Here is a 23,288-nt window from a genome sequence, read left to right on the forward strand (position 1 = left end):
ATGGGTATTATCAGTGAAGTGGCTTTTAATACAGTTCACAATAATCAGAAAGTACAATTATTCACTTTGAAAAATAAGAATGGGATGACTGTACAGATAACTAATTATGGTGCAATCATAGTTAGTATTAATGTTAAAGATAAAGAGGGGAAATTGACAGATGTGGTACAAGGATATGATACAGCACAAGAATATATTTATAATAATAAACTTTATCAAGGAGCTATTTGTGGTCGATATGCTAATCGTATCAAAAAAGGAAAATTTACATTAAACAGAAAAAAATACTCATTAACAGTTAACGATGGGAGTAATCATCTGCACGGTGGTTTGATTGGTTTTGATAAGAAAATATGGGATATTAAAGAGGCTTCTGCCTCAAAAGTGACCTTTCAATATACTTCTCCTGACGGGGAAGAGGGTTATCCGGGTACAGTAACTGTAACAGTAACCTATTCTATTAATGAAAATAATGAATTAAGATTAGATTATTCAGGAACAACAGATCAGGAAACTATACTCAGTCTTGTGAATCACTCTTATTTTAATTTGGCAGGAGAAGGTAGTGGAACAATAAATAACTACCAATTGCAGATCGATGCTGATTTTTACACTCCTCTTACAAAAAATCATGAACCAACGGGTGAGATCTTAACTGTAAAAAATACCCCGTTTGATTTTACCTCCCTGACATGTATTGGAGACAGAATTGATAGTGATCACGATCAACTTGCTATTGCTAATGGATATGATCATAATTTTGTTTTAAAACACGGTATATATAGTTTAGATTTAGTAGCTACCGCTATAGAGCCAGTGTCGGGTAGAAAAATGGAAGTATTTACCACTATGCCGGGCTTACAATTATATACTGCCAATTGGATAAAAAACGAAAAAGGAAAAGAGAATCACATATACCAGAAAAGAGAGTCGTTTTGTTTGGAAACGCAAAACTTTCCTGACGCAATTAATCAATCTCATTTTCCATCACCAGTACTAACTCCTAATAGTGTATATAAACATTCAACTATTTACAAATTCTCAATTATTTAACATCAAATAATTAGATTTATAGTCAAAATGGGTTGATGGATTTTTTGGGAAGCTTACTGGTTTCAAGAACAACACTTCAAAACCTTCTGTTCAAACTTTACAAGCTCAATCTTAATGCATATTTTGCTCAAGATATGAAATCATTAAAATTTCCCCTTTGTTTCTGGAAGGAGTTATTATAGGGGAAACGATATACTTCAGAATACTAAAAACTGAGCATTAGATAAAAACAAAAACCACCTTATAAAAGGTGGTTTGTGGTTTCTCCAGGAATCGAACCAGGGACACATGGATTTTCAATCCATTGCTCTACCAACTGAGCTAAGAAACCATTATATTTTTGTTTGTCTTACTTCGTTGTTTTAAAGTGATGCAAAAGTAGTAAGTTTTAGTATATGACGCAAGTATTAAGGCATTTTTTTTCTGTGAATAACAAAAACCTACTGATTCTCAGCCGGATTATTTTCCTGCTCTTTTCTGATTTGTTCACTCATTTCTTCCAGTACCGGCTTAATCGTGCTTTCCGGAAGATCACTGATTCGAATATACATTAGTCCATCAATAGCATCATTGAAGTTTGGATCCACATTAAATGCGATTACTTTTGCGTTTTGCTTTATGTATTTTTTGATCAGAACAGGTAATCTTAATTCCGGTTCAAGATCATCAATGATTTTGTCAAGCTTATTAAGATCGGATTCCATCTCCTCGAAAAAGATATTTTTGTCGCGGTCTCTAAGCTTTACCTTGTATTCGTTTCTTGGAGTGATGTATTGGGCAACGGCTCCGTCATAATAATTTGAGCGCATGAACTCAATCATTAAAGACTTTGAAAATTCGGAGAATTTATTGGAAATACTCACGCCACCCATCAGGAACTTATGATCAGAATTTCTCAGGCATACATGAACAATTCCCCGCCACAATAAAAAAAGTGGAAGAGGTTTCTGTTGATATTCCTGGCAGATATAGGCTCTCCCCATTTCAATAACCTTTTTGAAGAACGGATGGATATCCTGTTCAAATTCAAAAAGTGAACTGGTATAGAATCCTTTGATGCCATATTTTTTCATGACATCTTTACCCAAAGCCATCCTGTAAGCTCCGACAAGTGTCTCTGCCGTATTGTCCCAAAGAAAAAGATGGTGATAATGTTTATCGTATTCATCAAGATCAAAAGGGAGATTGCTGCCTTCTCCTACAGCACGGAATGTAAGTTCCCTTTGTCTGCCTATTTCCCTCATTACGGAAGGAATTTCTTCATAGGTTGTAAAATAGATTTCGTAATTGCCATTACTGAAAAGCATTTTATCCGTACCTCTCAGCTTATTGATGTCAGAAAGAATATTTTCTTTGGGAGTTTCATCAATAATATTCTGTACAATATTTTCTTCTTTAAGTAAAGGGAATTTTAATGATAGGTTTTGCAGGTTGATAACCTGCGCTAATGATTTTCTCTTTTCGTAGTAAGATTTCATCATATAAACCTTACGCTTTAAAAACTCACCCAACTCTTCGATGGTCTCCATTTCATCCATAGCCTTTACCGCAATCGGTTTACCGATCCTGATACGGATAGGTTTTTCCCTGTCATTCATCATTTCTGATGGTAACATCAGGGTTTGTAAATTAGCATGGATCTTTGCAACCTGATAAAATAAAGTACTGTTTTTTGCATGAAAATACATGGGCACAACCGGTACTTTTGCCATTTTGATCAGTTTTAGAGCGGGCTTTTCCCATTCCTTATCCAAAATCTCACTATAAGGATTGTTTTTATTGGAAACCTCACCAGCTGGAAAAATACCTACACATCCTCCGTTTTCAAGATGTTTTAAAGTTTCACGCATTCCGGAAGAGCTGCTGTAAGCACCTTTTCTGTTTTCAAATGGATTTACAGAAATTACATACGGTTCCATTGGTTTTATTTTCTCCAGTAGAAAATTACCCATTACTTTGAAATCCGGACGCACTTCTGTTAATATTTTACACATCAATATCCCATCAATTGCTCCAAGAGGATGATTGGATACCAAAATAAATGGACCTGTTTTGGGAATTTTAGCCAAATCTTCTTCAAAAGCAATATAGCTTAAGTTTCTTTCCCTCACAAATGAATCGAAAAAGTCTTTACCTTCCTTGTCTTTTAGTTTATCATATAGTTTATTGACTTCATTTATTTTAGCAACGCTCATGATAGCAGATGCCACAGGATTCTTTAGGAACCCTATTTTACTTAAGCCGGAAGCCTGGATTAAATCGTTTTTCGAAATTAAGCTCATATGTGTTTAGTCGCAATTATATTTATTGTGTTACCATCTGAAGCGTATTCTTTGAAATCTGTTCCAATAATACACTTTTTTCCTGGTAAAATTTATCAATGTTATCCATCTTCGCATTTCTTACAGTGAATAAGGACACATTTTTAACTACATCAGTTCTGAAATCTTTCTGTAGTTCTTCATTCAGCTCATCAATTGCATTGAATTTATCTTCCAAACATAAAGCTAGTGAAATTGCAGAATTCTGCATCAAGGAAACTTTAATTTTATGTCTTGACAAAAGACTGAAGATTTGACTCATGTGATCTTCTGCAATAAATGAAAAATCCCTTGTAGATATTTTTAAAAGATTCTGATTTTCTTTTAAAATATATGTTTCTTCGTGCTGGTTTTTTTCTGAAGCTCCTACTTTTGTTCCTTCTTTTGTAGGATCTACAAAAGATTTTACGTAGAAAGGAATGCTTTTTTGCTGTAGTGGTTGAAGGGTTTTCGGGTGAATTACACTCGCTCCGTAATAAGCCATTTCGATTGCTTCTTCATATGAAATATTGGAAAGAAGGGTAACATCCTTAAATTTTCTCGGGTCCCCTGTCATTACGCCTGGTACATCTTTCCATATGGTCATTGCCTCTGCATTCATACAATAAGCAAAAATAGCAGCAGAATAATCTGAACCCTCTCTTCCTAATGTTACCGTGAAGTTATTTTCATCGGATCCAATAAATCCTTGCGTTACATAACAAATTTCAGAATTCAGGGTAGAAATAAATTCCTCTGTTTTTTTCCAATCTACATTACCATCCCTGTAAGAATTATCTGTTTTAATATAATCTCTGGCATCCAGCCACTGATTGATAAACTGTATTTCATTCAGATATTCACTTACTATCTTTGTAGAAATCATTTCTCCACAGCTTACCACCTGATCGTAAACGAAATTGTAATTAGGCGACTTATTTCTTCTTAAAAAAGAGTCAAGGTCGTCAAAAAATAAATTGATTTCTGCAAATACAGGATGATTTTCCTGAAAAAGCCCTTCAGCAATTTCAATATGTTTCTGTTTAATAATCTTAATTTCAGTTTGATAGTTTTCCTTCTTGAAATAAAGCTCCACAACCTTTTCCAATTCATTCGTCGTTTTGCCCATTGCTGAAATTACCAGCAAACATTTGGCAAATCCCTGGCTTTTTAAAACCATTGACACATTCTTTACGCTTTCAGCATCTTTTACAGATGCTCCACCAAACTTGAAAATTTTCATTAAAATATTAAAAATAAAATTGTTAGATAAAAAATAGTTGAGTTTTTTACGGAGGTCAAAATTATAAATTTACAATGAGATATGAAATACCCGAAGGGTAGGATGAGATAAAGATTTTTATGATAAATGATAAGATGAATGGATTTTATGCAATATTATTCCAGATTTATTAATATTATCTCGACGTAATGATGCTATATTGTTAATAATAGTGTGAATTGATGAAATTTAGCTGGGAGCGAAAACGGGAATCAATTATACAAAGGTTAAAGACAATATGTTATGTTTGTTATGTTGTATGTGTTTGATATACAGTTTGTAATGGCTTTTGAAAGAATTTTTTTTAGATTGTAATAAATTTTACGAAATTTGGGCAAATCGTAAAAAGTAAAATATGTCAGATCAATCGTTGCAGACTTTAGGAGAATTTATTATAGATAAACAAGAAGATTTTCAGTATTCTACAGGGGAACTTTCCCGACTTCTAAGTGCTATAAGATTGGCTTCAAAAGTTGTAAACAGAGAAGTAAATAAAGCAGGAATTGCAGATATCATTGGAAAAGCAGGTAATGAGAATGTTCAGGGGGAAGAGCAGCAGAAGCTGGATGTCCTTGCTAATGAGATATTCATTACGGCATTATCGCAAAGAGAGGTAGTTTGTGGAATTGCTTCCGAAGAAAATGATGACTTTATTGATATTAAATGTGTAGGAAATGGGCATCTTAGCAAGTATGTAGTTTTGATTGACCCTCTTGATGGTTCTTCAAATATTGATGTGAATGTTTCTGTGGGAACTATTTTTTCTATTTACAGAAGGGTTTCTGAGCCGGGCACACCTGTTCAGTTAGAAGATTTCCTTCAGAAAGGAGTGAACCAGATTGCAGCAGGTTATGTAATTTATGGATCTTCTACAATGATTGTATATACCACAGGAAACGGAGTGAACGGATTTACTTTGGATCCTTCTCTGGGTACTTATTATCTTTCTCATCCCAATATGAAATTTCCGGCAACGGGGAAAATTTATTCTATCAACGAAGGAAACTATATCAAATTCCCTCAGGGAGTTAAAAACTATCTGAAATATTGTCAGATGGAAGAAGGTGACCGCCCTTACACATCAAGATATATTGGTTCTCTTGTTGCTGATTTCCATAGAAATATGCTGAAAGGAGGGATTTATATTTATCCTTCTTATTCACAAGCTCCTAATGGTAAACTAAGGCTGCTTTATGAATGTAATCCTATGGCATTCCTTGCTGAGCAGGCTGGGGGAAAAGCAACGGATGGATTCAGAAGAATTCTGGAAGTTGAGCCTACAGAGCTTCATCAGAGAATTCCATTTTTCTGTGGAAGTGTTGCCATGGTAGAAAAAGCAGAGGAATTTATGCGAATAGATAATGTGAAATAAATGATCGCAAAATACTTCAGATATTTATTAAAATTCAAACGCCCGAGTGGAACATCTCGTGGCGTTTTGCATGAAAAAGAAACTTTTATTCTTGAAATTTCGGAAAATGATAGAAAGGGAGTGGGAGAGTGTGCCGTTTTCAGAGGGCTAAGCTTTGACGACAGACCAGATTATGAAGAAAAACTCAAATGGCTTTGTGAGAATATCGGACAGACTCCTGAATTCTTAAGAGAAGAGTTAATAGAATTTCCATCCATCTGGATTGGATACGAGCAGGCTATCCTTAATTTAAAGAATGGAGGACATCTTTATTTTCCCAGTCAATTTACACAGGGGCAGATTCCCATTACGATCAATGGGCTAATCTGGATGGGAGATGTCGGGTTTATGGAAGAACAGATCCGGGAAAAACTTGAAAAAGGTTTCCATTGCATTAAATTGAAAATAGGGGTTGATTGGGAATCCGAACATGAAGTGCTGAAAAAATTGAGAAAGAAATTTCCGGAAAGCAGTTTGGAATTGCGGGTTGATGCGAATGGAGGATTCAATACACAAGAAGCAAAGACTGTTTTAAAACAGCTATCGGATTTACATATTCATTCTATAGAACAACCTATTAAGGCTGGAAATTGGAATGATATGGCCATGTTGTGCAGCGATACACCAACACCAATTGCTCTGGACGAGGAATTGATCGGAATTGTTGATACCGGCGAAAAGAATAAACTACTGGAAGCAATTAAACCGCAATATATTATTCTTAAACCGTCTTTGATTGGAGGTTTTTCGGGATCTGACGAATGGATTTCTCTTGCAGAACAAAATAATATAGGATGGTGGATAACTTCGGCGCTGGAAAGTAATATAGGATTAAATGCAATAGCCCAGTATACCTATACTAAAAATAGTAAAATGCCTCAAGGTTTAGGAACCGGAGGCTTATTTACTAATAATTTTGACAATCATTTGGAACTAATTGGGGAACGCTTGCTTTTTAAAGCATGATTTCAACATGAAATTGTGTTATTTTTCTGTTGGTGTACATTGATTAAACTTCATCATTTATGAAAATCGTTTTTTTGATGTTTTCTATTAAAATAGAAACCTTTTCTTTAAACTTTTTCATGACCGGAAATTTTAATTAATTCTCTATCTTTAGATATAAGCAATCTTCGTGCCAAATTAAATTTTTCGCAATTATTGTTCTGTTATTTTATTGTTAATTTTGTATAAGTCACTATTTTGATACAATTGTGAAAATATTTTCATAATTGCTTATTCTATTGGTAATGAGGTTTCTATCAACTCCGTTCAGGGTCTGAAAAATGTCATTTTGTACCTGTGAACTAGAGAGATATCCCCAGTGGTTTCCAAGCTCAAATTTTAAACCATCTTTGAGGTCGTTCTCAATAAAGGTACAGTCTACAATAGACACAATATCTTTAAATTTTTCAATATCACTGGGGCCGTTTTTTCCCAATCTCGGAGTGAGAATATTTTTGGTAAACTGGGAAATGCCCAGAACGGCATCTTTTCGGTTTAAATAAATTGAAACGCGATTGGCAAGTAAAGGAAGTTTGTTAAAGGAGTCCTCAGAGTCTTCAAATACTTTATAAGTTACATCAGCATTCAATAAAAGAACCTGATCAATTACTCTTAGAATATTTTCGCTTTTAAGACTGTACAGCATACTTTGAAGCACCCTGTTTCCCAAGGAATGAGCCATCAGATGAATTCTCTGGTTACACGGAGCTAAATCCCGGTTGGAAAAAATATCCTTTAGGAACTGAGTGTAAAAATAGAACAGCCTCATTAATGAGGTTCCGGAATTAATGCTGGATGCTTTATCGTCAAAGTAGGTAAGCGGAACAATACTGCTTGAAGCTGGCCAGCTCACAAACAGGATATGCTCAACTGGAGATTCCGGACTATCGATAAACAGTTTTTTCAGATCAATAATAGCTTCCAGTTCATCGTCGAAATCGTAGGCATAACCATGGATAAATATTAAAACGTCACTTCTGGATTTGGTAGAAGACATGTTTTTATACAATTCATAAAACATCCTTTGGGTTCCCCCCAGGTTATCGGCTGTAACTTTTGATTTTTTGATATTTTTTTCGCTTAATAAAACATCAAGAACTTCCTGGTATCCTTGTTTTTCAGGTTCTGAAAAAAGCTGATAATTTAATATATTCCTGTTGGTGTAATTTTTTTTTCTCTTTTCCTGAGCAGTTGGTTCCTTATAATTGGTAAAATCACATTTTGCGATTCTGAAATTAGGAATGGAATATTCATCATTGGAAAATGAATCAACGGTTTCGTTTTTATGACGGACGATCTTCCTGTTACTTAAGATATAAACAGCCATAATTATTTTGTGATAGGTTTTAGGGGTATAAATTTCGGAAAAAATATTGGATTTTTAGTCAATATGCTTTTAAATCAGCCCTTTCATAAACCCTAAATTTTCGCTAAATTTGCGAATGGGTTATATTTAAAATATAACTTTTAACTTTTAATTAAATAATGGAAGAAGAAAAAAAATCGCTCAATTTTATTGAACAAATTATAGAAGATGATTTGGCAAATGGTTTGAACAGAGATCAAATCCGTTTCCGTTTTCCCCCAGAACCAAATGGTTATTTACATGTAGGGCACACCAAAGCCATCTGCATCAACTTTGGACTGGGAGAAAAATACAACGCTCCTGTAAACCTTCGTTTCGACGATACAAATCCTGAAAAAGAAGAACAGGAATTTGTAGATTCTATTAAAAAAGATGTAGAATGGCTAGGTTTCAAATGGGATAAAGAATTGTACGCATCTGACTACTTCCAGCAGCTCTATGACTGGGCTGTAAGATTAATCAAAGAAGGAAAAGCATATGTGGACGAGCAACCGTCTGAAGTGATTACAGAACAAAGAAAAAATCCAACTGAACCCGGAGTGGAAAGCCCTTTCAGAAACCGTCCTGTTGAAGAATCTCTGGATTTATTCGAGAGAATGAAAAACGGAGAGTTTGAAGAAGGTACGATGTCTCTTCGTGCAAAAATTGATATGGTTTCTCCTAATATGAATATGCGTGATCCTGTAATGTACAGAATTCTGAAAAGACCTCACCACAGAACAGGAACAGACTGGAAAATCTATCCGATGTATGACTGGGCTCATGGAGAGTCAGATTATTTGGAACAAGTGTCACATTCTTTATGTTCTTTGGAGTTTGAAAATCACAGACCATTGTATAACTGGTATCTGGATCAGGTATATGAAGAGCCCAAAGTAGCTCCGAAGCAGAGAGAATTTGCAAGGATGAATGTATCCTATATGATCACATCCAAAAGAAAGTTACAGAGATTAGTTGCTGAAAAAGTAGTAACAGGGTGGGATGACCCAAGAATGCCTACAATTTCAGGAATGCGAAGAAAAGGATTTACCCCTACATCCATTAGGAATTTTATTGAAAAAGTAGGAGTAGCCAAAAGAGAAAACCTTATTGAGATTCAGCTATTGGATTTCTGCGTTCGTGAGGACCTGAATAAAGTAGCTAAACGTGTTATGGCCGTAGTTGATCCTGTAAAATTAGTGATTGAAAACTATCCGGAAGGTAAAGAAGAGTGGTTGGAGACTGAAAACAATCCGGAGCAGGAAAATGCCGGAACGAGAGAAATTCCTTTCTCGCGAGAACTATATATTGAACGTGAAGACTTTAAAGAAGAAGCAAATAATAAATTCTTCAGGTTAAAATTAGGAGGTGAAGTTCGTTTGAAATCTGCATATATCATCAAAGCTGAAAGAGTAGAGAAGGATGAAAACGGAGAGATTACGACCATCTATGCAACGTATGATGAAAAGAGCAAGTCAGGAAGCGGAACAGAAGAAAGCTTGAGAAAAGTAAAAGGAACCTTACATTGGGTATCAGCAAACCATGCAATTCCGGTGGAGGTAAGAATTTATGATCAGCTATTTACCGTTGAGCAACCTGATGCAGAAAAAGATGTGGACTTCCTTAACTTTGTGAACCCTGAATCTGTTTCTGTTATTCAAGGTTTTGCGGAGCCGGGCCTTAAAGATGTTGCAGTAGGAGAGCCGCTTCAATTCCAGAGAATCGGATATTTTACGAAAGATCAGGATTCGACTGAAGGGAACCTGGTATTTAACCGTACCGTGACACTTAAAGATTCTTATAAACCAGAATAAGTTTCTTATCATATAAAAAAAAACAGGATCTACAAAATAGATCCTGTTTTTTATTATTGTTTTATCCGGATAAGAATGAGAGAAACTATTTCAGGAAATTTTTTTTCCCGTACGCCGGATTGGGATAGTTGTAAAAACCTTTACCGCTTATGGCACCTAATTTTCCTTTATCAATATATTCCTTTTTTAATTTTTTTGATATTTTAAGCATTACAGGTGATCTGGAAGAATCTGCTGCAATTTTATTAATATTATAAACAGTAGTAATGCCTACAACATCCAGTATCCCAAAAGGACCCATTGGTGCTCCGGTGGCCACCATCCATGTTTTATCAATAGTTTTGATATCCGATACTTTATTTACCCATAATTCCAATGCAGAGCTTAGTAACGGCATCAACAATGAGTTGACAATATAGCCGGGTTGTTCTTTATAAATAGGTAATGCGACCATTCCAATGGCTTTTGCAAATTCCATGATATCATCAAACACTTTAGAAGAGGTCCCCGGATGTCCCATAACTTCTGCTGTGTTATGTTTCCAGATTTCATTGGCAAAATGTAGTGCAATAAACTTTTCCGGTCTTCCTGTTTTTTTAGCAAACTGACTGGGTAGTAATGATGACGAATTCGTTGCGAAGACGGTTTTTTCAGGAGCTAATTTTGCTACACTCCTGTAAAAAGCGATTTTAATTTTCGGGTTTTCGGGTACGGCTTCTATCAAAAGGTCTGCATTTTGTACAGATGCTGCCAAATCAGATGTATAAGTAAGATTTTTGAATGCTGTGTCCAGCTGGTTTTTTGTTGCTTTTAAGTCTTTTGTAAAAGCTTCACTGAGTATATTGAATTTTTCCTTTGCCTTTTCTAAAATTTCGTCACTGATATCATAAACGGTTACATTAAAACCATGGAAAGCTGCCTGGAAAGCGATTTGGTATCCCAATACACCACTGCCCGCAACAGTTACATTTTTAAAATTCATACAATTTTGTTTTGGTGGTCATTAATAATGGAATTAATTTGGATAGTGAAAAATTGTTGATTTACATTAGTATTTGTTCAAGAAGGTTTATCTGCAATTTACAAAATTTGTAAAGGAACCCGTTGGATTATCAATTGAATTATTTTTATATTGAATGGTTCCTGCAATCGGGGATTCAATTATTTTTCAGAGAAAATAAATTTAAGGACCATGCTCTGACTTAATTTGCCTAATTTTGTGTCTTCGAAAACCGTTCCCAAGAATTTATTCCCGTGAAATTAATTAAGATCTATACAAGTTCTTTTAAAGGACTGTCTCAAGAAAGCTGGATGCTGGCGTTGGTAATGCTCATCAATCGTGCCGGTTCAATGGTACTCCCATTTTTAGGAGTGTATATGACTGCGCATTTACATTTCAGCATAGAGAACTCAGGTGTTGTTTTGAGTTTTTTTGGAATTGGGTCGGTATTGGGTTCATGGCTGGGAGGAATGATCACGGATAAGATCGGAGAGTATAGAGTTCAAAGTCTAAGTTTGCTCCTGAGCGTACCTTTGTTTTGTATGATTCCTCTTTTTACGACCGAGGTTGGATTAGCGGGGATTATCCTTGCACAAAGTATTGTTAGTGAAACGTTTCGTCCTGCCAATTCGGTAGCAATCACCAAATATGCAAGACCTGAAAATATTACCCGGGCATTTTCCTTAAACAGAATGGCCGTAAATCTGGGGTTTTCTATAGGACCGGCTTTAGGAGGTATTTTATCGGCCATTTCTTATGAATTTCTTTTTTACAGTAATGCCTTGGCTGCATTAATAGCTGGTATCACTTATATTGTGTTCTTTAAAAAGAGAAATACATTAGCCCTGAGGAAAGCCCAAAACATGAAAAAAAGCACCGTTCATGTTAAAGAAGGATCTCCTTACCGGGACGGAAAGTTTCTGCTGTATTGTTTCTTCTGTATGTTGTTTGCGATATGTTTTTTCCAGCTTTTCAGCACACTTACGATATTTTATAAGGATACAGCTCACCTTAGCCAGGAACATATAGGATATCTTTTAGGATATAGCGGTTTCTTGATTGTATTGCTTGAAATGGCTTTTGTTCAGATTGCTGAGAAATATTTTACCTTGGGAATCACCATGCTGGTAGGAACTTTGCTCTGTGGATTTTCATACGCGATGCTTGCTTTTGATTACACAATGCTAACGTTGCTTATTTCCATGACAATGCTATGCGTCGGTGAAATTTGGACCTTACCTTTTATGTCTACGATTACAGCTTTAAGGTCAGGTTCTAATAATAAAGGTGCTTATATGGGATTGAACGGGATATCATTTTCTATAGCTTTTATTGTTACTCCCTATGTAGGAACTTTGATTGCAGAGAAACTGGGATTTAAGGTTTTATGGTTGGGAACAGGAACCCTCGCTGCTCTTATTGCAGTTGCTTTTTATTTTATTGTTCCATGGATGTTATCTGAAAAAAAATCGAAAGAAGAGGCTGATTAAGAAATCATTTATTAGATTTGTAGAATGGTGAGGATCAGTTTTTTATTCTTTATCATTTGCAGTTCATTTTTCTCTTCCCAAATAAGAGATTCTGCTGAATTGATTTCGGAAGTCAAAATTGATGCCTATAAAAAAACATCTTCATACTTACGTTCGACAAAATCTGTTGCTGTCATTACTCAGGATCTCTTGAGCCAGAATACACCCGAACGGCTTCTGGAATCGGTTAATCAAATTGCCGGAGCAAGAATGGAAGAGCGTTCCCCGGGAAGTTACAGGATTTCTGTTCGTGGCAGTACGCTGAGGTCTCCATTTGGGGTACGGAATATTAAAGTATATCTTGATGATTTTATCCTTTCTGACGCATCGGGAAATACCTATTTTAATATTATTTCTCCTGAACTTATTAACAGGATGGAGATCTACAAAGGACCGGAGGGTGGAGATTATGGTGCAGCTACAGGAGGAGCCCTTCTTCTTAAAACGAGATCTTCGGAAAATACATCAGCAAATATTTCAATAGGCAGTTACGGAACATTGAATCAAAGCTTTGATTTTTCAAAACAGCTTGGAAAACATTTTCTCGAAGTTTTTCAAAATTATTATCGGAGTGATTCTTACCGTGAGCAATCAGCTATCGAAAGAAAACAATTTTTTTTAAAAGACCGTTTTCAATATAGTGAGAAAGCGACTATGAATGCGATGGTTCTGTTTTCAGATCTGGACTACCAAACTCCCGGAGGAATTACTTTAGAGCAGATGCAAAGAGATAGGAAACAGGCAAGGCCGGCAACATCCACACTTCCCGGTGCCGTGGAACAAGACGCAGGCATACGGAATAAAATGTTACTGGCAGGTGTTTCAAATCAATTCAGCTTGAGTCCTAAATTTTCCCATTTTATAATGTTGCAGGGCTCTTATGTAGATTTTTCAAATCCTTTTATTACCAATTATGAAAGGAGATTTGAAAAAAACTTTGCCATAAGGACACACCTCAATTATGAAGAACACTGGAACAAGATTACAGCAGAATGGCGCTTAGGATTTGAAGGAGGTAGCAATTCGATAATGGTCAGAAACTATGACAATATTAAGGGAATAAAAAAAGACTTTCAAAATTTTGATAATCTTAAGAATATTTCCGGATTTTATTTTCTGTCCCAGAAACTAAATTTTAATGAGAGATTATATACGGATATATCTGTTAGCATGAACGCCAATTCTTATGAATGGGAAAGGCTTTATCCAGGAACAGGCAGTGGAAAAGTACATTTCAGAAAACAATGGCTTCCCAATATCGGGCTTACTTATGTTTTGGAAAAAGGACTTTCAGTAAGAGCTAAGATCGGGAAAGGAAATTCAGCACCTACTAATGAAGAAATCCGTTCTTCTAATCAGGAATTTAATCTGGACCTTGTTCCTGAATATGGATGGAATAAGGAAATTGGGATCCGTAAGCAGTTCGGTAATTTTTTATTTCTGGAAGGAAACTATTTCGATTTCCGGATGATGGATGCTATTGTAAGGAGACAGAATGAGAAAGGCGAGGAGTTTTTTATTAATCAGGGAAATATCAAGCAAAGAGGGGTAGAAGTATTGATAGAATCAAAAGGCTTTAATGTAAATAATACTATTTTTAACAGGTTTAAGTTCAGATTTTCAGGTAGTTTTTACCGGTTCAGGTTTGAAAATTATGCGCAGGGAAATCAGAATTTTTCCGGAAATGATGTAACGGGTGTTCCGTCAACTACGATAAGCAGTTTATTTAATTTTATTGTGTTAAGGAAAGTTTCTGTAGATTATTCTCATTTCTATACTTCGAAGATTCCTTTAAATGACGCCAATTCTGTCTGGTCTGAATCTAGTATCGTTGGAAATATACAACTGGGAATTCCCGTCTATTTTGAAAAGACTAAGCTGAACGTATACCTTCAGATTCAAAATCTTTACAATACAGATTATGTTTTGGGATTTGATACCAATGCTTTTGGAAATCGTTTTTATAATCCTGCTGCCCGACGGAATTTTATTTTGGGTGTAAAGGCTGACTTTTGAAATATTGCCGAAAATTTAAGCTATTAATTTTCCCTTGTTTTTAGGATATTCTTTATAATCATATCAGCGTGGATCCTTGAGTTTTCAATAAACCATAAATGCGTGTCTTTTCCACCACAAACCACGCCTGCAAGATAGAGGTTTTGAATATTTGTTTCCATGGTTTCAGAGTCGTATACAGGATTGAGACATTCTCCCTGGAGCTCAATTCCTGCATTGATCAGGAAGCCAAAGTCCGGCAGATATCCGGTCATAGCGAGAACAAAGTCATTTTGAATTTCATTGATCTCTCCGTTTTTATCTTTAAATACAACACTATGTTCTTTGATTTCTATCAATTCAGAATTAAAATGAGCGGTAATACTTCCTTCTGCAATCCTGTTTTCAATATCGGGTTTTACCCAATATTTTACACTTTTCGATATTTCGGATTGGCGTATGATCATGGTAACCTCCGCACCCTTGCGGTATGTTTCCAGCGCGGCATCTACAGCTGAATTGCTTGAACCTACAACAACAATCTTTTGCTTGGCATACGGATAAGGTTCGGAATAGTAATGTCTGACTTTCTGTAAGTCTTCCCCGGGAATATTCATCAGGTTAGGGATGTCGTAAAATCCGGTTGAAATGATCACATTCCTCGCATAGTATATGGATTTGGAAGATTCAATCTCAAAAATCTCATTTTTTTTAGAAACTCTGATTACTTTTTCATAAAGACGAATGTTGAGGTTCTTTTGTCTTGTGATTCCCTGGTAATATTCCAGAGCTTCCTGCCTGCCTGGTTTAGGGGCTGCTGATATAAACGGAATTTCGGCAATTTCCAGTTTTTCAGCTGTAGAAAAAAAACGCATATACAAAGGATAATTGTACAGGGAGTTGACAATTGTCCCTTTTTCGATAATAATGTAAGAGAGATTATTTTTTTGCGCCTCTAAGGCACAATTCAATCCGATAGGTCCTCCTCCGATAATGAGGATATCTAAAACTTCCATATAACAAATTTACTTATTTTTCTGGCATTAGTTTTGGTGATTTTCTGTAATTAACATTAAAAAAGATGAAGAAGTTATTCATTCCACTATTATTGATCATAAGCCTTGTAGCTTGTAAAAAGAATACAGTAAATCCTACCATAAATACAACAGACTCTGCTGGCCACGTGAAAACTGACACTGTTGCTGTTCCGAAAATGAGTGAGGCAGAAAAGAAAGATATCATAAAGAAAACAAATGATGAAATTCTGCAAGCCTTAAAAAACAAGGATTATCAGAAATTTTCAGAGTTCATCCATCCCCAGAAAGGGATTCGTTTTTCTATGTATGCTTTTGTAGATCTCAAAGATGATAAACATTTTTCCAAAGCCGACTTTGAAAAGTATGTTCAAACGAAAACGCAGTTTACCTGGGGATCTCATGATGGATCAGGAGAACTGTATAAAGAAACTATAAAGGATTACCTTGAAAAATGGGTTTTCTCAAAAGATTTTACACATTCCACTTATTCTTTTAATGAATTTCAGGGTGGAGGAAATTCTCTTAATAATTTAAAAGAAATTTACCCCGGTCATGATTTCACAGAGAATTATATTAAAGGAACAGAAAAATACGGGGAAATGGACTGGAAGACTCTTCGTTTTGTATATGAAGAGTTTGAAGGAAAATATTATATAATAGCTGTAATTAATGATCAGTGGACTGTCTGATCCAATATTTCAGATAAATTTTTAGCAAGATTTCTTCTTGAGAACTGTTCAATATTTTGAGTGTTTTCGAGAAGATTTCCTTTTTTCCACAACTTGTATTTTTCAAGTATAAAGTCCTTTATGTTGTCCAAATCCTGATAACTGAAGTGCTTTCCTGCATTTGTATCATCCAATATTTTTGATACATCAGCATCGGCAGGACCAAACGAAATGATCTGTTTGCCGGTAGCCAGGTATTCAAATATTTTTCCGGGAATAATTCCTTTGGAAGATTCGTTAGGAAAATTTGTGATTAAAAGCATGTCTGAAGATTTCATTTCTTCAATGGCTTTTTCATGAGAAAGGTATCCCAAATCATGAATGTGTTTTTTTAAACTGGAATTGTTTAAGGTTTCAAGAATCCTGTCATCGATTCTTCCTGCGAATTTTAATATAAAATGTTGGGCAAATGATGAATCTGTTTCTATAAGATGATCCAGGACCGTCCATAAATTTTCAGGGTTGCGAAGCTGTTCCAGAACACCAATGTAGCTCAAGGTGAAATGTGTTTGATTATCCTCGGTCTTAGTATTCTGTGATTGTGGAATTTCGAGATTTTGTTCAACAGATACAGCATCACTTTCATCGAATCCATTTGTAATGCAAACTGCATTAGCACCCTTTTTTCGGAAATTTTCAGCATCTGTATAACTGGTTGCAAGGGTAATGTCTGCATTTCTGAAAACTTCACTTTCCAGTTTTCTGTGTTTCTGATCAGATCTTTTGGTAAGTTTGAGATGCTTATAATAGGAGATTTCTGTCCATGGATCCCTGAAATCTGCAATCCATTTTAGTGTGGAAAGTTTCTTTTTAAGTTGTAAGCCTATAAGATGTAAAGAGTGGGGAGGACCTGAAGTTACAATGAAATCAATTTTGTTTTCTTTTATATAATGTTCCAGGAATTTAACCGATGGTTTTACCCAAAAAACTCTTGCATCAGGAATGAAAAAGTTTCCCCTTACCCAAATGGAAAGCTTAGATTTCCAGCTTTGGTTTTTGCCTACATCAAATTGGCCGGCCTTAAACTTCTTATTACTTTTATTTAGTTTTTCAGCAAGCTGGTAAGGTTCCCAGATTGTTGTTTTTACAATTTTCAGGTCTCTTGGAACTTCTTTCAGCAAGCTTTCATCCAATAAAGGGTAACTCGGATTTTCCGGAGTGTAAATAATAGGTTTCCACCCAAAATCAGGTAAATATTTTGCGAACTTCAGCCACCTCTGAACACCAGGACCTCCTGCGGGAGGCCAGTAATAAGTAATAATAAGGACTTTCTTCTCTTCCATGGATGGAAATATTGCAGAGATAAATGCCGGTCATCTTAATATGTTTTTTAACCAGCGATTAAGATGACCGGGTATAAGAATAATTTAAACTTTTTCCTCGGTTAGGGCTTCCTTCTTCTTTTTATTCATCCAGAAAATCCCAAAGGCACTTAATGCGATAAATAATCCGAAGCAAAATAAAGAAATCCATTTTCCTTTTTCGATCACTTCAGGTTCAAAGACCATTCTGATATGATGTTCCCCTGCGGGAACCTGAACCGCACGAAGAAGATAATCTGCCTTGATATAAGGGACTTCTTTTTCGTCGATAAACATTTTCCATCCGTGAGGATAGTAAATTTCTGAGAATACCGCCAATTGTGGTGTTTTAGATTTAGATTTAAACTCTAATTCGTTAGGCTGATATTTGGTTAGATTAATAAATGCTGTAGAATCGGGTAGGATAAATTTATCTCTTTCTAAAAAAGGTTTACCGTCTTCTTTTCCTACAATTGCAATTTTTTTAGTGTCAACCTCTCCGATCAGCTTTAGTTCTTCGTTCGGAGTATTGGCCACTTTAACTTCTGATACGAACCATGCATTTCCATTAGCTTTTGTATTAGGAATGACCTGAGGTTTTTCCGGTCCCCCTACAACCCAGTATTTTGCATTTAAAAGGTTGAGCATATTAGGAACTTTTACAGAATCCATAATCTGGAAATATTCATTGATCACATCATCGTATCTTCTTAGTTTTACCGCATGATAACCACCAATTGAAGATTTGAAATAAGAAGTATTCGTTTCACTGAAAGTTCCAAGAATATTATTGAAAATCCTGTAGTGTGTTTTGTCTTTTTCAGCAATGGTTTCCAATGTTTTGTTGACATTCACATTGGCCAGAATAGAACCAAGATTTGGATTTGCCTGTACTTTTTCAGCAAGAAGATCCGAGCTTTCCGTCTGAAAAGGATTTTCTGCAAATACTTTATCTACATAATTGTCGTCATTCAGATAGCGTTTGTTTACAGTCCATAGATCAAATAAGCTTACAACACCTATAATGACCAATGCGATATTCTGATTTAGCTTTTTCTTCATCGTGAGGAATAAAGCCACAGCAGCTATTGCTACATAGATAAATGCTTTTAATGCATCAACTTTAAATAATTTGAATCTTTCATCTACCAGATAGTCTAATAGGAAAGGAGGGAAATACAATTTTTCATTGTCCGTAGCAAAGCCAAGAATGCTCTTTCCAAAAATTAAAAGAATTAATAGCAAACCTAATGTCCCGCCACTCACATAAAAAAGAATTTTCTTTTTATATTCTTCTGTCAATTTTTCATCTGTAAAGAATTTATACAAACCAATAATTGCAATTAACGGGAATAAGAGCTCAACAATAACAAGAATGGAAGAGGGTGCTCTGAATTTATTGTAAAACGGAACGTAGTCTATAAAGAAGTCCGACAATGGCATAAAGTTGCTTCCCCATACCAGCAGAATAGTCAGTATAGAAGCCCCTAAAATCCAGTAGCGGTATTTTTTTCCGGCAAAAAAGAATCCTAAAATAGCTAAAAAACAAACAATAGCTCCCTGATAGGCAGGTCCCGAAGTTCCCGGCTGGTCACCCCAGTAGGTAACACTTGCAAATCCTTTGGAAATCCTGTCCATTTCTGCCTGAGAAGAAACATTTTCCTGAATCATCTCCTGAATGTGGTTCATTATCTCTTTAGCTTCAGGTTCCTGGCTTCCTCCACCCATTAGTCTTGGAATAAAAAGGTTTAGTGTTTCCAGTCTTCCGTAGCTCCACATTAGCATACTTTCTTTATCCATTCCGGATTTTCCGGCAGTATGACTTTCTGTATTTAAGATTTGTTTGCCGCGTACAGTTTCTTTAATATACTCGGAATTGGCCATGATCCTTTGCGAATTCATTCCCACACCAATGATACATGAAACTGCTATAATAGCCGAGGAAACGATAAAGTGCTTCATCGGGGTTTTCTTTTTGATAACCCGTACCAATTCAGATATAAAGAGGAATCCTAATGCAAGGAACAGATAGTAGGTCATCTGCGGATGGTTGGCAGCAATCTGAAGTCCCATAAACAGGGTGGTTACGATAAATCCAGTAATATACTTTTTTCTGATGTACACCAGTAATATACCTGCTAAAAGAGGCGCAAAATACTCAATCGTATTTACTTTACCATTATGTCCTGCTGCAATGATAATATAAAAATAAGTTGAGAGACCAAAAAAAGTAGCCCCCAGCAGAGCGTACTTCCAGTTTCTCACCACCACCATTCCCAAAAGGAAAAATCCTGCAAAAAGTAAAAAAAGATAATTAACAGGTCTTGGCAGGAAATTCAGATTACTGTCTATTTTTTTTATGATATCCCCCTTAAACTGGCTACCCATCTGGTAGGTAGGCATTCCCCCAAACATGGAATCACTCCAGTAAGTTTCTTTATCATTATTAGCTCTGTAATCAAGAAGTTCTTTTGCTCCTCCCCGGTACTGAACAATGTCATGCTGGAAAAGTTGCTTTCCCGTAAAAACAGGAGTGGAATATAAAAATGCTAAAACTATAAATACAACTAATGAAATTGCAATATAAATTAAGTTTTTATTTTTCGCCATGCTGGTTATTATCTTTTATTTTCTTGGAATTTTTACCTTTTATCCTTCGTTTCTTTTACTTCCTCGTAGTCCACAGTTTCTGCGTCCCAATTGATCTTTGCATTCTTTTTTGAGTTTTGTATATCCTGCTGCTGTTTATTATTGTTATTGTTGAAACGGTAACTGTAAAAAGTCTTAAAAAAAAGCCTTCTAAGGATATTCCAGACAAAGAAAAGAATAATAGCTGTAAGTACTAGCTCAAGAATCCACTTCATATTTTTTTATTTTATAAGCCTCAATTATTTAGCAGATGGATTTACCATTACAGAAGAATTGGAAACGCTTTTCATGGATTGAGATTGTTTTCCATCCGAAATGGTTTCTATCTGCGTTGTTTTTACTGTAATATTCTGGTTGTTGATCCATCCTGTATTTTCATCAAACTTTATAGTACCGTTCTGTACCAGCTCACTGCTGATGCTGTGAGTCATTGCTCCCTGGGCCTGTTTATCGGTCTTTTTAGGAATTCCACCTGTTACGCCAATCTCAGCAACCCCATTTCCAACACTTTTTAATACATAATTTGAAGTCACTTTAATCTTACCGTTAGGATCAGCATTTTCAGTATTGGTCCATTTTTCACCTATTTTAACACCCTTTTTAGGTATAATTGTAAGGTTTTTGCTGAACTGGTCTTTCAATACTTTTTCGTTAAAACTTTCCTTCAGACTTGCTACAACACTGGCTTTCTGATTGGCATCCTTTACGATAGTACCTACTGCATTGGAAACTTTTGTATAAACTGGTTCAAAACCGGTAATGGAAATTACATTTCCTTTTGTATCCATTTTCATGTTCAGTTTATTGCTTGTCAATGCCCTGTTGATGTTCCAGATCATTTTAAGGTCGTCTTCTTTAGGAATAGGCTGTTTAGTATCTACTACAATAGTTTTTCCTTCTGCAGTCTGAGAATTTCTTTTGGAAATAAGATTAAGTGTAATGTCGTAAATATTGTTTTTAACGTCATTTACAGTAAAACTCATCTCATCTGTGGATTCACTTGTTCCGTTCAATGTTTTCCCCTGAGGATCTGTCATTGTTTTTACATCCCTCTGATATGTTGTTAAAGGATAGGTTTTTCCTTTTTCAAGTTTAAAAGTCTGGGTATAAATTCCTGCAGAATCTTTAATTGCAGCATTTTCTGCAACTTTTGCAAGTGAATCAGCCGGAACTTCCACTGTAACGGTCTTTCCTGTTTTGGGATCTACTTTTGTAATTTTTGTTGTTTCCTTTTTACACGAAACCAATGCTATGGATATTAGCGCTATTGCTGCTATGTTTTTCATTTAATTTATTTTAATTTTTACTACTGTTTTTATTTATTTTGTCTGCAATATCCTTACAGTTACTCCTGGTATAGATATTATCATCCATTTTTCGTTATAGCCGGTTAATAAGTCAGCAGAGTTCGTGCCAACTATCGATTGCTTTATATTTAACGGACCGGTAATATATTCTGAAAAAAGATTTTCATAGTTTTTACGGTAAATCTTTTCGAATATTGCCGACAAATTGTTTCCCTCGCATTAGATTATCTGTACGCTGTTTCCGGAATTGTTTTCATGGATTAAAGATTTGGAGAGACAGCCATTTTCTGTCTTACCGCTTCATATAAAATCGCACCACAGGCAACAGAAACATTTAAAGATTGGGTTTTTCCTTCTATAGGTAATTTTATTTTTTCATCGGAATGGTGTAATACTTCCTTGGAAATTCCAGTTTCCTCGTTCCCCATTACAATAGCACAAGGCTCTGTAAAGCTTACATCATAGATAAGCTTTTGTGCCTTTTCTGTTGCTGAATATACAGCAATTCCGCTTTGCTGAAGAAAGTCTACAGTATGAGCAAGATTGGCCTCTTTACAAATTTTCACATTATAAATAGCACCTGCTGAAGTTTTAATGGCATCAGAATTAATAGGGGATGCACCTTTTTCCGGAATGATCACAGCGTCAATTCCTACGCATTCTGCTGTTCTGCATATAGCACCAAAATTTCTTACATCAGTTAATCGATCCAGGATTAACAGAAAAGGAGTTTTTCCCTCTTCAAATAATTGGGGTACTATGTCTTCTACTTTATGGAACGGAACATCTGAAATAAAAGCGACAACACCCTGGTGGTTTTTTCTTGTAAAGCGGTTAAGCTTTTCAATCGGAACGTAATTGGGACGTATTTTATTTTGAGCTAAAATTGTTTTCAGTTCAGCATAAATAGGGCCTTGCAATGCATTCTGCAAAAAGATTTTGTCAATAGTTTTTCCCGCTTCAATAGCTTCAATTACCGGACGCAGTCCGAAAATAAAATCGTCTTTCTTATCTGTCATTTTAATATTTTTCTCCTAAAATTGCTCTTTTTTGTGCCAAAAGGTAACCATAATGCAGGCTTTCATGCATATTATTAAAAATAATTGCATCCTGAATGCTCTTCAGATCCATTCCAAAACTTGTGGTATAAGGTGTATAGTCCGAAAAGAAATCACTGTCATAATCCTTCATTAAAATCTTTGAAGTTTCAGTTAATAGAAACTCTAAATCTTCAACTTCCGACTTTTGAACGTTCAGGTTAGGCAGCGTTCCTTTTTTATATGTTTCAATCCAGTATTTATCAATCCTGAAAGGGTTGCCACTCAGATAATAATGCAAAAGCTGCTGGGTAGCAACGGTATGTGCAATATTCCAATACATATTATTGTTGAAACCGTCCGGAATCAGCAAAAGATCTTCATGAGAGGTGTTTTGCAGTATATCCAAAAGGTTTCTCCTTACCTGTCTGTGAGCCTGAAAATGATAATTCATTTTACAAAAATTTTAATCTCCAAAAATAGTTTAATAAACTG

18 protein-coding genes and 1 tRNA gene are annotated in these 23,288 nt (G+C 35.5%); 7 read left to right on the plus strand and 12 right to left on the minus strand.

The window, feature by feature from the left end; all coding sequences use genetic code 11:
• Positions 1 to 1,053 carry an aldose epimerase family protein gene (locus AAEU33_RS10555; RefSeq protein ID WP_345992564.1) on the plus strand — a complete coding sequence of 351 codons (1,053 nt, stop codon included), beginning with the start codon at positions 1 to 3 and terminating at the stop codon, positions 1,051 to 1,053.
• Positions 1,054 to 1,311: 258 nt separating this feature from the next.
• On the opposite strand, the gene AAEU33_RS10560 is transcribed toward AAEU33_RS10555, so the two are convergent.
• The 3 genes from AAEU33_RS10560 to AAEU33_RS10570 form a co-directional block, all read right to left on the minus strand.
• Positions 1,312 to 1,384: transfer RNA gene (locus tag AAEU33_RS10560), tRNA-Phe, on the minus strand.
• A 109-nt stretch (positions 1,385 to 1,493) separates the two neighbouring features.
• A complete protein-coding gene (locus AAEU33_RS10565; protein ID WP_172279588.1) occupies positions 1,494 to 3,335 on the minus strand; it encodes a lysophospholipid acyltransferase family protein in 1,842 nt (613 codons plus the stop codon).
• Positions 3,336 to 3,357: 22 nt separating this feature from the next.
• Positions 3,358 to 4,596, minus strand: a complete 1,239-nt coding sequence (locus AAEU33_RS10570) for an aspartate kinase (protein WP_273648684.1) — start codon at positions 4,594 to 4,596, stop codon at positions 3,358 to 3,360.
• 394 nt (positions 4,597 to 4,990) lie between these two features.
• On the opposite strand from AAEU33_RS10570, the gene fbp reads away from it, so the two are divergent.
• Both fbp and AAEU33_RS10580 read left to right on the plus strand, forming a co-directional pair.
• Positions 4,991 to 6,007: a class 1 fructose-bisphosphatase gene (fbp, locus tag AAEU33_RS10575; protein ID WP_273648683.1), complete on the plus strand. Its 1,017-nt coding sequence runs from the start codon at positions 4,991 to 4,993 to the stop codon at positions 6,005 to 6,007.
• Entirely contained in the window at positions 6,008 to 7,012 is a 1,005-nt protein-coding gene (locus tag AAEU33_RS10580) for an o-succinylbenzoate synthase (protein ID WP_345992567.1), read from the plus strand.
• Positions 7,013 to 7,244: 232 nt separating this feature from the next.
• Here the strand turns inward: AAEU33_RS10580 and AAEU33_RS10585 are convergent, their stop codons facing one another.
• Positions 7,245 to 8,378 carry an alpha/beta hydrolase gene (locus tag AAEU33_RS10585; RefSeq protein WP_172279580.1) on the minus strand — a complete coding sequence of 378 codons (1,134 nt, stop codon included), beginning with the start codon at positions 8,376 to 8,378 and terminating at the stop codon, positions 7,245 to 7,247.
• A gap of 158 nt (positions 8,379 to 8,536) precedes the next feature.
• Here AAEU33_RS10585 and AAEU33_RS10590 point away from each other — a divergent pair, with 158 nt between their 5' ends.
• Entirely contained in the window at positions 8,537 to 10,210 is a 1,674-nt protein-coding gene (locus AAEU33_RS10590) for a glutamine--tRNA ligase/YqeY domain fusion protein (protein WP_273648677.1), read from the plus strand.
• A gap of 85 nt (positions 10,211 to 10,295) precedes the next feature.
• Here the strand turns inward: AAEU33_RS10590 and AAEU33_RS10595 are convergent, their stop codons facing one another.
• Positions 10,296 to 11,192, minus strand: a complete 897-nt coding sequence (locus AAEU33_RS10595) for a 3-hydroxyacyl-CoA dehydrogenase (protein WP_172279576.1) — start codon at positions 11,190 to 11,192, stop codon at positions 10,296 to 10,298.
• Positions 11,193 to 11,464: 272 nt separating this feature from the next.
• Between AAEU33_RS10595 and AAEU33_RS10600 the strand changes: the two genes are divergently transcribed.
• Both AAEU33_RS10600 and AAEU33_RS10605 read left to right on the plus strand, forming a co-directional pair.
• Positions 11,465 to 12,700 (plus strand): MFS transporter, encoded by a 1,236-nt coding sequence (locus tag AAEU33_RS10600; protein ID WP_273648674.1) that lies wholly within the window; start codon positions 11,465 to 11,467, stop codon positions 12,698 to 12,700.
• 24 nt (positions 12,701 to 12,724) lie between these two features.
• On the plus strand, positions 12,725 to 14,755 hold the full coding sequence (locus AAEU33_RS10605; RefSeq protein ID WP_345992570.1) for a TonB-dependent receptor: 2,031 nt from the start codon (positions 12,725 to 12,727) through the stop codon (positions 14,753 to 14,755).
• 23 nt (positions 14,756 to 14,778) lie between these two features.
• Here AAEU33_RS10605 and AAEU33_RS10610 read toward each other — a convergent pair whose 3' ends face one another.
• Positions 14,779 to 15,750, minus strand: a complete 972-nt coding sequence (locus AAEU33_RS10610; RefSeq protein ID WP_345992572.1) for a YpdA family putative bacillithiol disulfide reductase — start codon at positions 15,748 to 15,750, stop codon at positions 14,779 to 14,781.
• A 65-nt stretch (positions 15,751 to 15,815) separates the two neighbouring features.
• Here AAEU33_RS10610 and AAEU33_RS10615 point away from each other — a divergent pair, with 65 nt between their 5' ends.
• Positions 15,816 to 16,460, plus strand: coding sequence for a hypothetical protein (locus tag AAEU33_RS10615; RefSeq protein WP_345992574.1), 645 nt, complete (start codon positions 15,816 to 15,818; stop codon positions 16,458 to 16,460).
• Here the strand turns inward: AAEU33_RS10615 and AAEU33_RS10620 are convergent.
• The 6 genes from AAEU33_RS10620 to AAEU33_RS10645 form a co-directional block, all read right to left on the minus strand.
• Positions 16,445 to 17,782, minus strand: a complete 1,338-nt coding sequence (locus AAEU33_RS10620) for a glycosyl transferase family 1 (RefSeq protein WP_345992576.1) — start codon at positions 17,780 to 17,782, stop codon at positions 16,445 to 16,447. The two genes, AAEU33_RS10615 and AAEU33_RS10620, sit on opposite strands and share 16 nt — an antisense overlap.
• 84 nt (positions 17,783 to 17,866) lie before the next feature.
• Entirely contained in the window at positions 17,867 to 20,410 is a 2,544-nt protein-coding gene (locus AAEU33_RS10625; RefSeq protein WP_345992578.1) for a YfhO family protein, read from the minus strand.
• Between the two features lie 32 nt (positions 20,411 to 20,442).
• The gene (locus AAEU33_RS10630) at positions 20,443 to 20,664 is read right to left on the minus strand and encodes a hypothetical protein (protein ID WP_172279565.1); all 222 of its coding nucleotides are present in this window, start codon (positions 20,662 to 20,664) and stop codon (positions 20,443 to 20,445) included.
• Positions 20,665 to 20,688: 24 nt separating this feature from the next.
• On the minus strand, positions 20,689 to 21,735 hold the full coding sequence (locus tag AAEU33_RS10635) for a DUF6263 family protein (protein ID WP_345992581.1): 1,047 nt from the start codon (positions 21,733 to 21,735) through the stop codon (positions 20,689 to 20,691).
• 281 nt (positions 21,736 to 22,016) lie between these two features.
• Positions 22,017 to 22,775, minus strand: a complete 759-nt coding sequence (gene rlmB / locus AAEU33_RS10640) for a 23S rRNA (guanosine(2251)-2'-O)-methyltransferase RlmB (RefSeq protein ID WP_172279559.1) — start codon at positions 22,773 to 22,775, stop codon at positions 22,017 to 22,019.
• 1 nt (position 22,776) lies between these two features.
• Positions 22,777 to 23,247, minus strand: a complete 471-nt coding sequence (locus AAEU33_RS10645) for a DinB family protein (protein ID WP_172279557.1) — start codon at positions 23,245 to 23,247, stop codon at positions 22,777 to 22,779.
• Between the last annotated feature and the right edge of the window lie 41 nt (positions 23,248 to 23,288).

Source organism: Chryseobacterium sp. Chry.R1, assembly GCF_039645525.1.
GTDB lineage: Bacteria > Bacteroidota > Bacteroidia > Flavobacteriales > Weeksellaceae > Chryseobacterium > Chryseobacterium proteolyticum.

Excerpts from the sequence above, each read along its gene's own strand:
- AAEU33_RS10555 (WP_345992564.1), top strand. The coding sequence starts at position 1 with ATGGGTATTATCAGTGAAGTGGCTTTTAATACAGTTCACAATAATCAG.
- AAEU33_RS10565 (WP_172279588.1), bottom strand. The coding sequence starts at position 3,335 with ATGAGCTTAATTTCGAAAAACGATTTAATCCAGGCTTCCGGCTTAAGT.
- AAEU33_RS10570 (WP_273648684.1), bottom strand. The coding sequence starts at position 4,596 with ATGAAAATTTTCAAGTTTGGTGGAGCATCTGTAAAAGATGCTGAAAGC.
- fbp (WP_273648683.1), top strand. The coding sequence starts at position 4,991 with ATGTCAGATCAATCGTTGCAGACTTTAGGAGAATTTATTATAGATAAA.
- AAEU33_RS10580 (WP_345992567.1), top strand. The coding sequence starts at position 6,008 with ATGATCGCAAAATACTTCAGATATTTATTAAAATTCAAACGCCCGAGT.
- AAEU33_RS10585 (WP_172279580.1), bottom strand. The coding sequence starts at position 8,378 with ATGGCTGTTTATATCTTAAGTAACAGGAAGATCGTCCGTCATAAAAAC.
- AAEU33_RS10590 (WP_273648677.1), top strand. The coding sequence starts at position 8,537 with ATGGAAGAAGAAAAAAAATCGCTCAATTTTATTGAACAAATTATAGAA.
- AAEU33_RS10595 (WP_172279576.1), bottom strand. The coding sequence starts at position 11,192 with ATGAATTTTAAAAATGTAACTGTTGCGGGCAGTGGTGTATTGGGATAC.
- AAEU33_RS10605 (WP_345992570.1), top strand. The coding sequence starts at position 12,725 with ATGGTGAGGATCAGTTTTTTATTCTTTATCATTTGCAGTTCATTTTTC.
- AAEU33_RS10610 (WP_345992572.1), bottom strand. The coding sequence starts at position 15,750 with ATGGAAGTTTTAGATATCCTCATTATCGGAGGAGGACCTATCGGATTG.
- AAEU33_RS10615 (WP_345992574.1), top strand. The coding sequence starts at position 15,816 with ATGAAGAAGTTATTCATTCCACTATTATTGATCATAAGCCTTGTAGCT.
- AAEU33_RS10620 (WP_345992576.1), bottom strand. The coding sequence starts at position 17,782 with ATGGAAGAGAAGAAAGTCCTTATTATTACTTATTACTGGCCTCCCGCA.
- AAEU33_RS10625 (WP_345992578.1), bottom strand. The coding sequence starts at position 20,410 with ATGGCGAAAAATAAAAACTTAATTTATATTGCAATTTCATTAGTTGTA.
- AAEU33_RS10630 (WP_172279565.1), bottom strand. The coding sequence starts at position 20,664 with ATGAAGTGGATTCTTGAGCTAGTACTTACAGCTATTATTCTTTTCTTT.
- AAEU33_RS10635 (WP_345992581.1), bottom strand. The coding sequence starts at position 21,735 with ATGAAAAACATAGCAGCAATAGCGCTAATATCCATAGCATTGGTTTCG.
- rlmB (WP_172279559.1), bottom strand. The coding sequence starts at position 22,775 with ATGACAGATAAGAAAGACGATTTTATTTTCGGACTGCGTCCGGTAATT.
- AAEU33_RS10645 (WP_172279557.1), bottom strand. The coding sequence starts at position 23,247 with ATGAATTATCATTTTCAGGCTCACAGACAGGTAAGGAGAAACCTTTTG.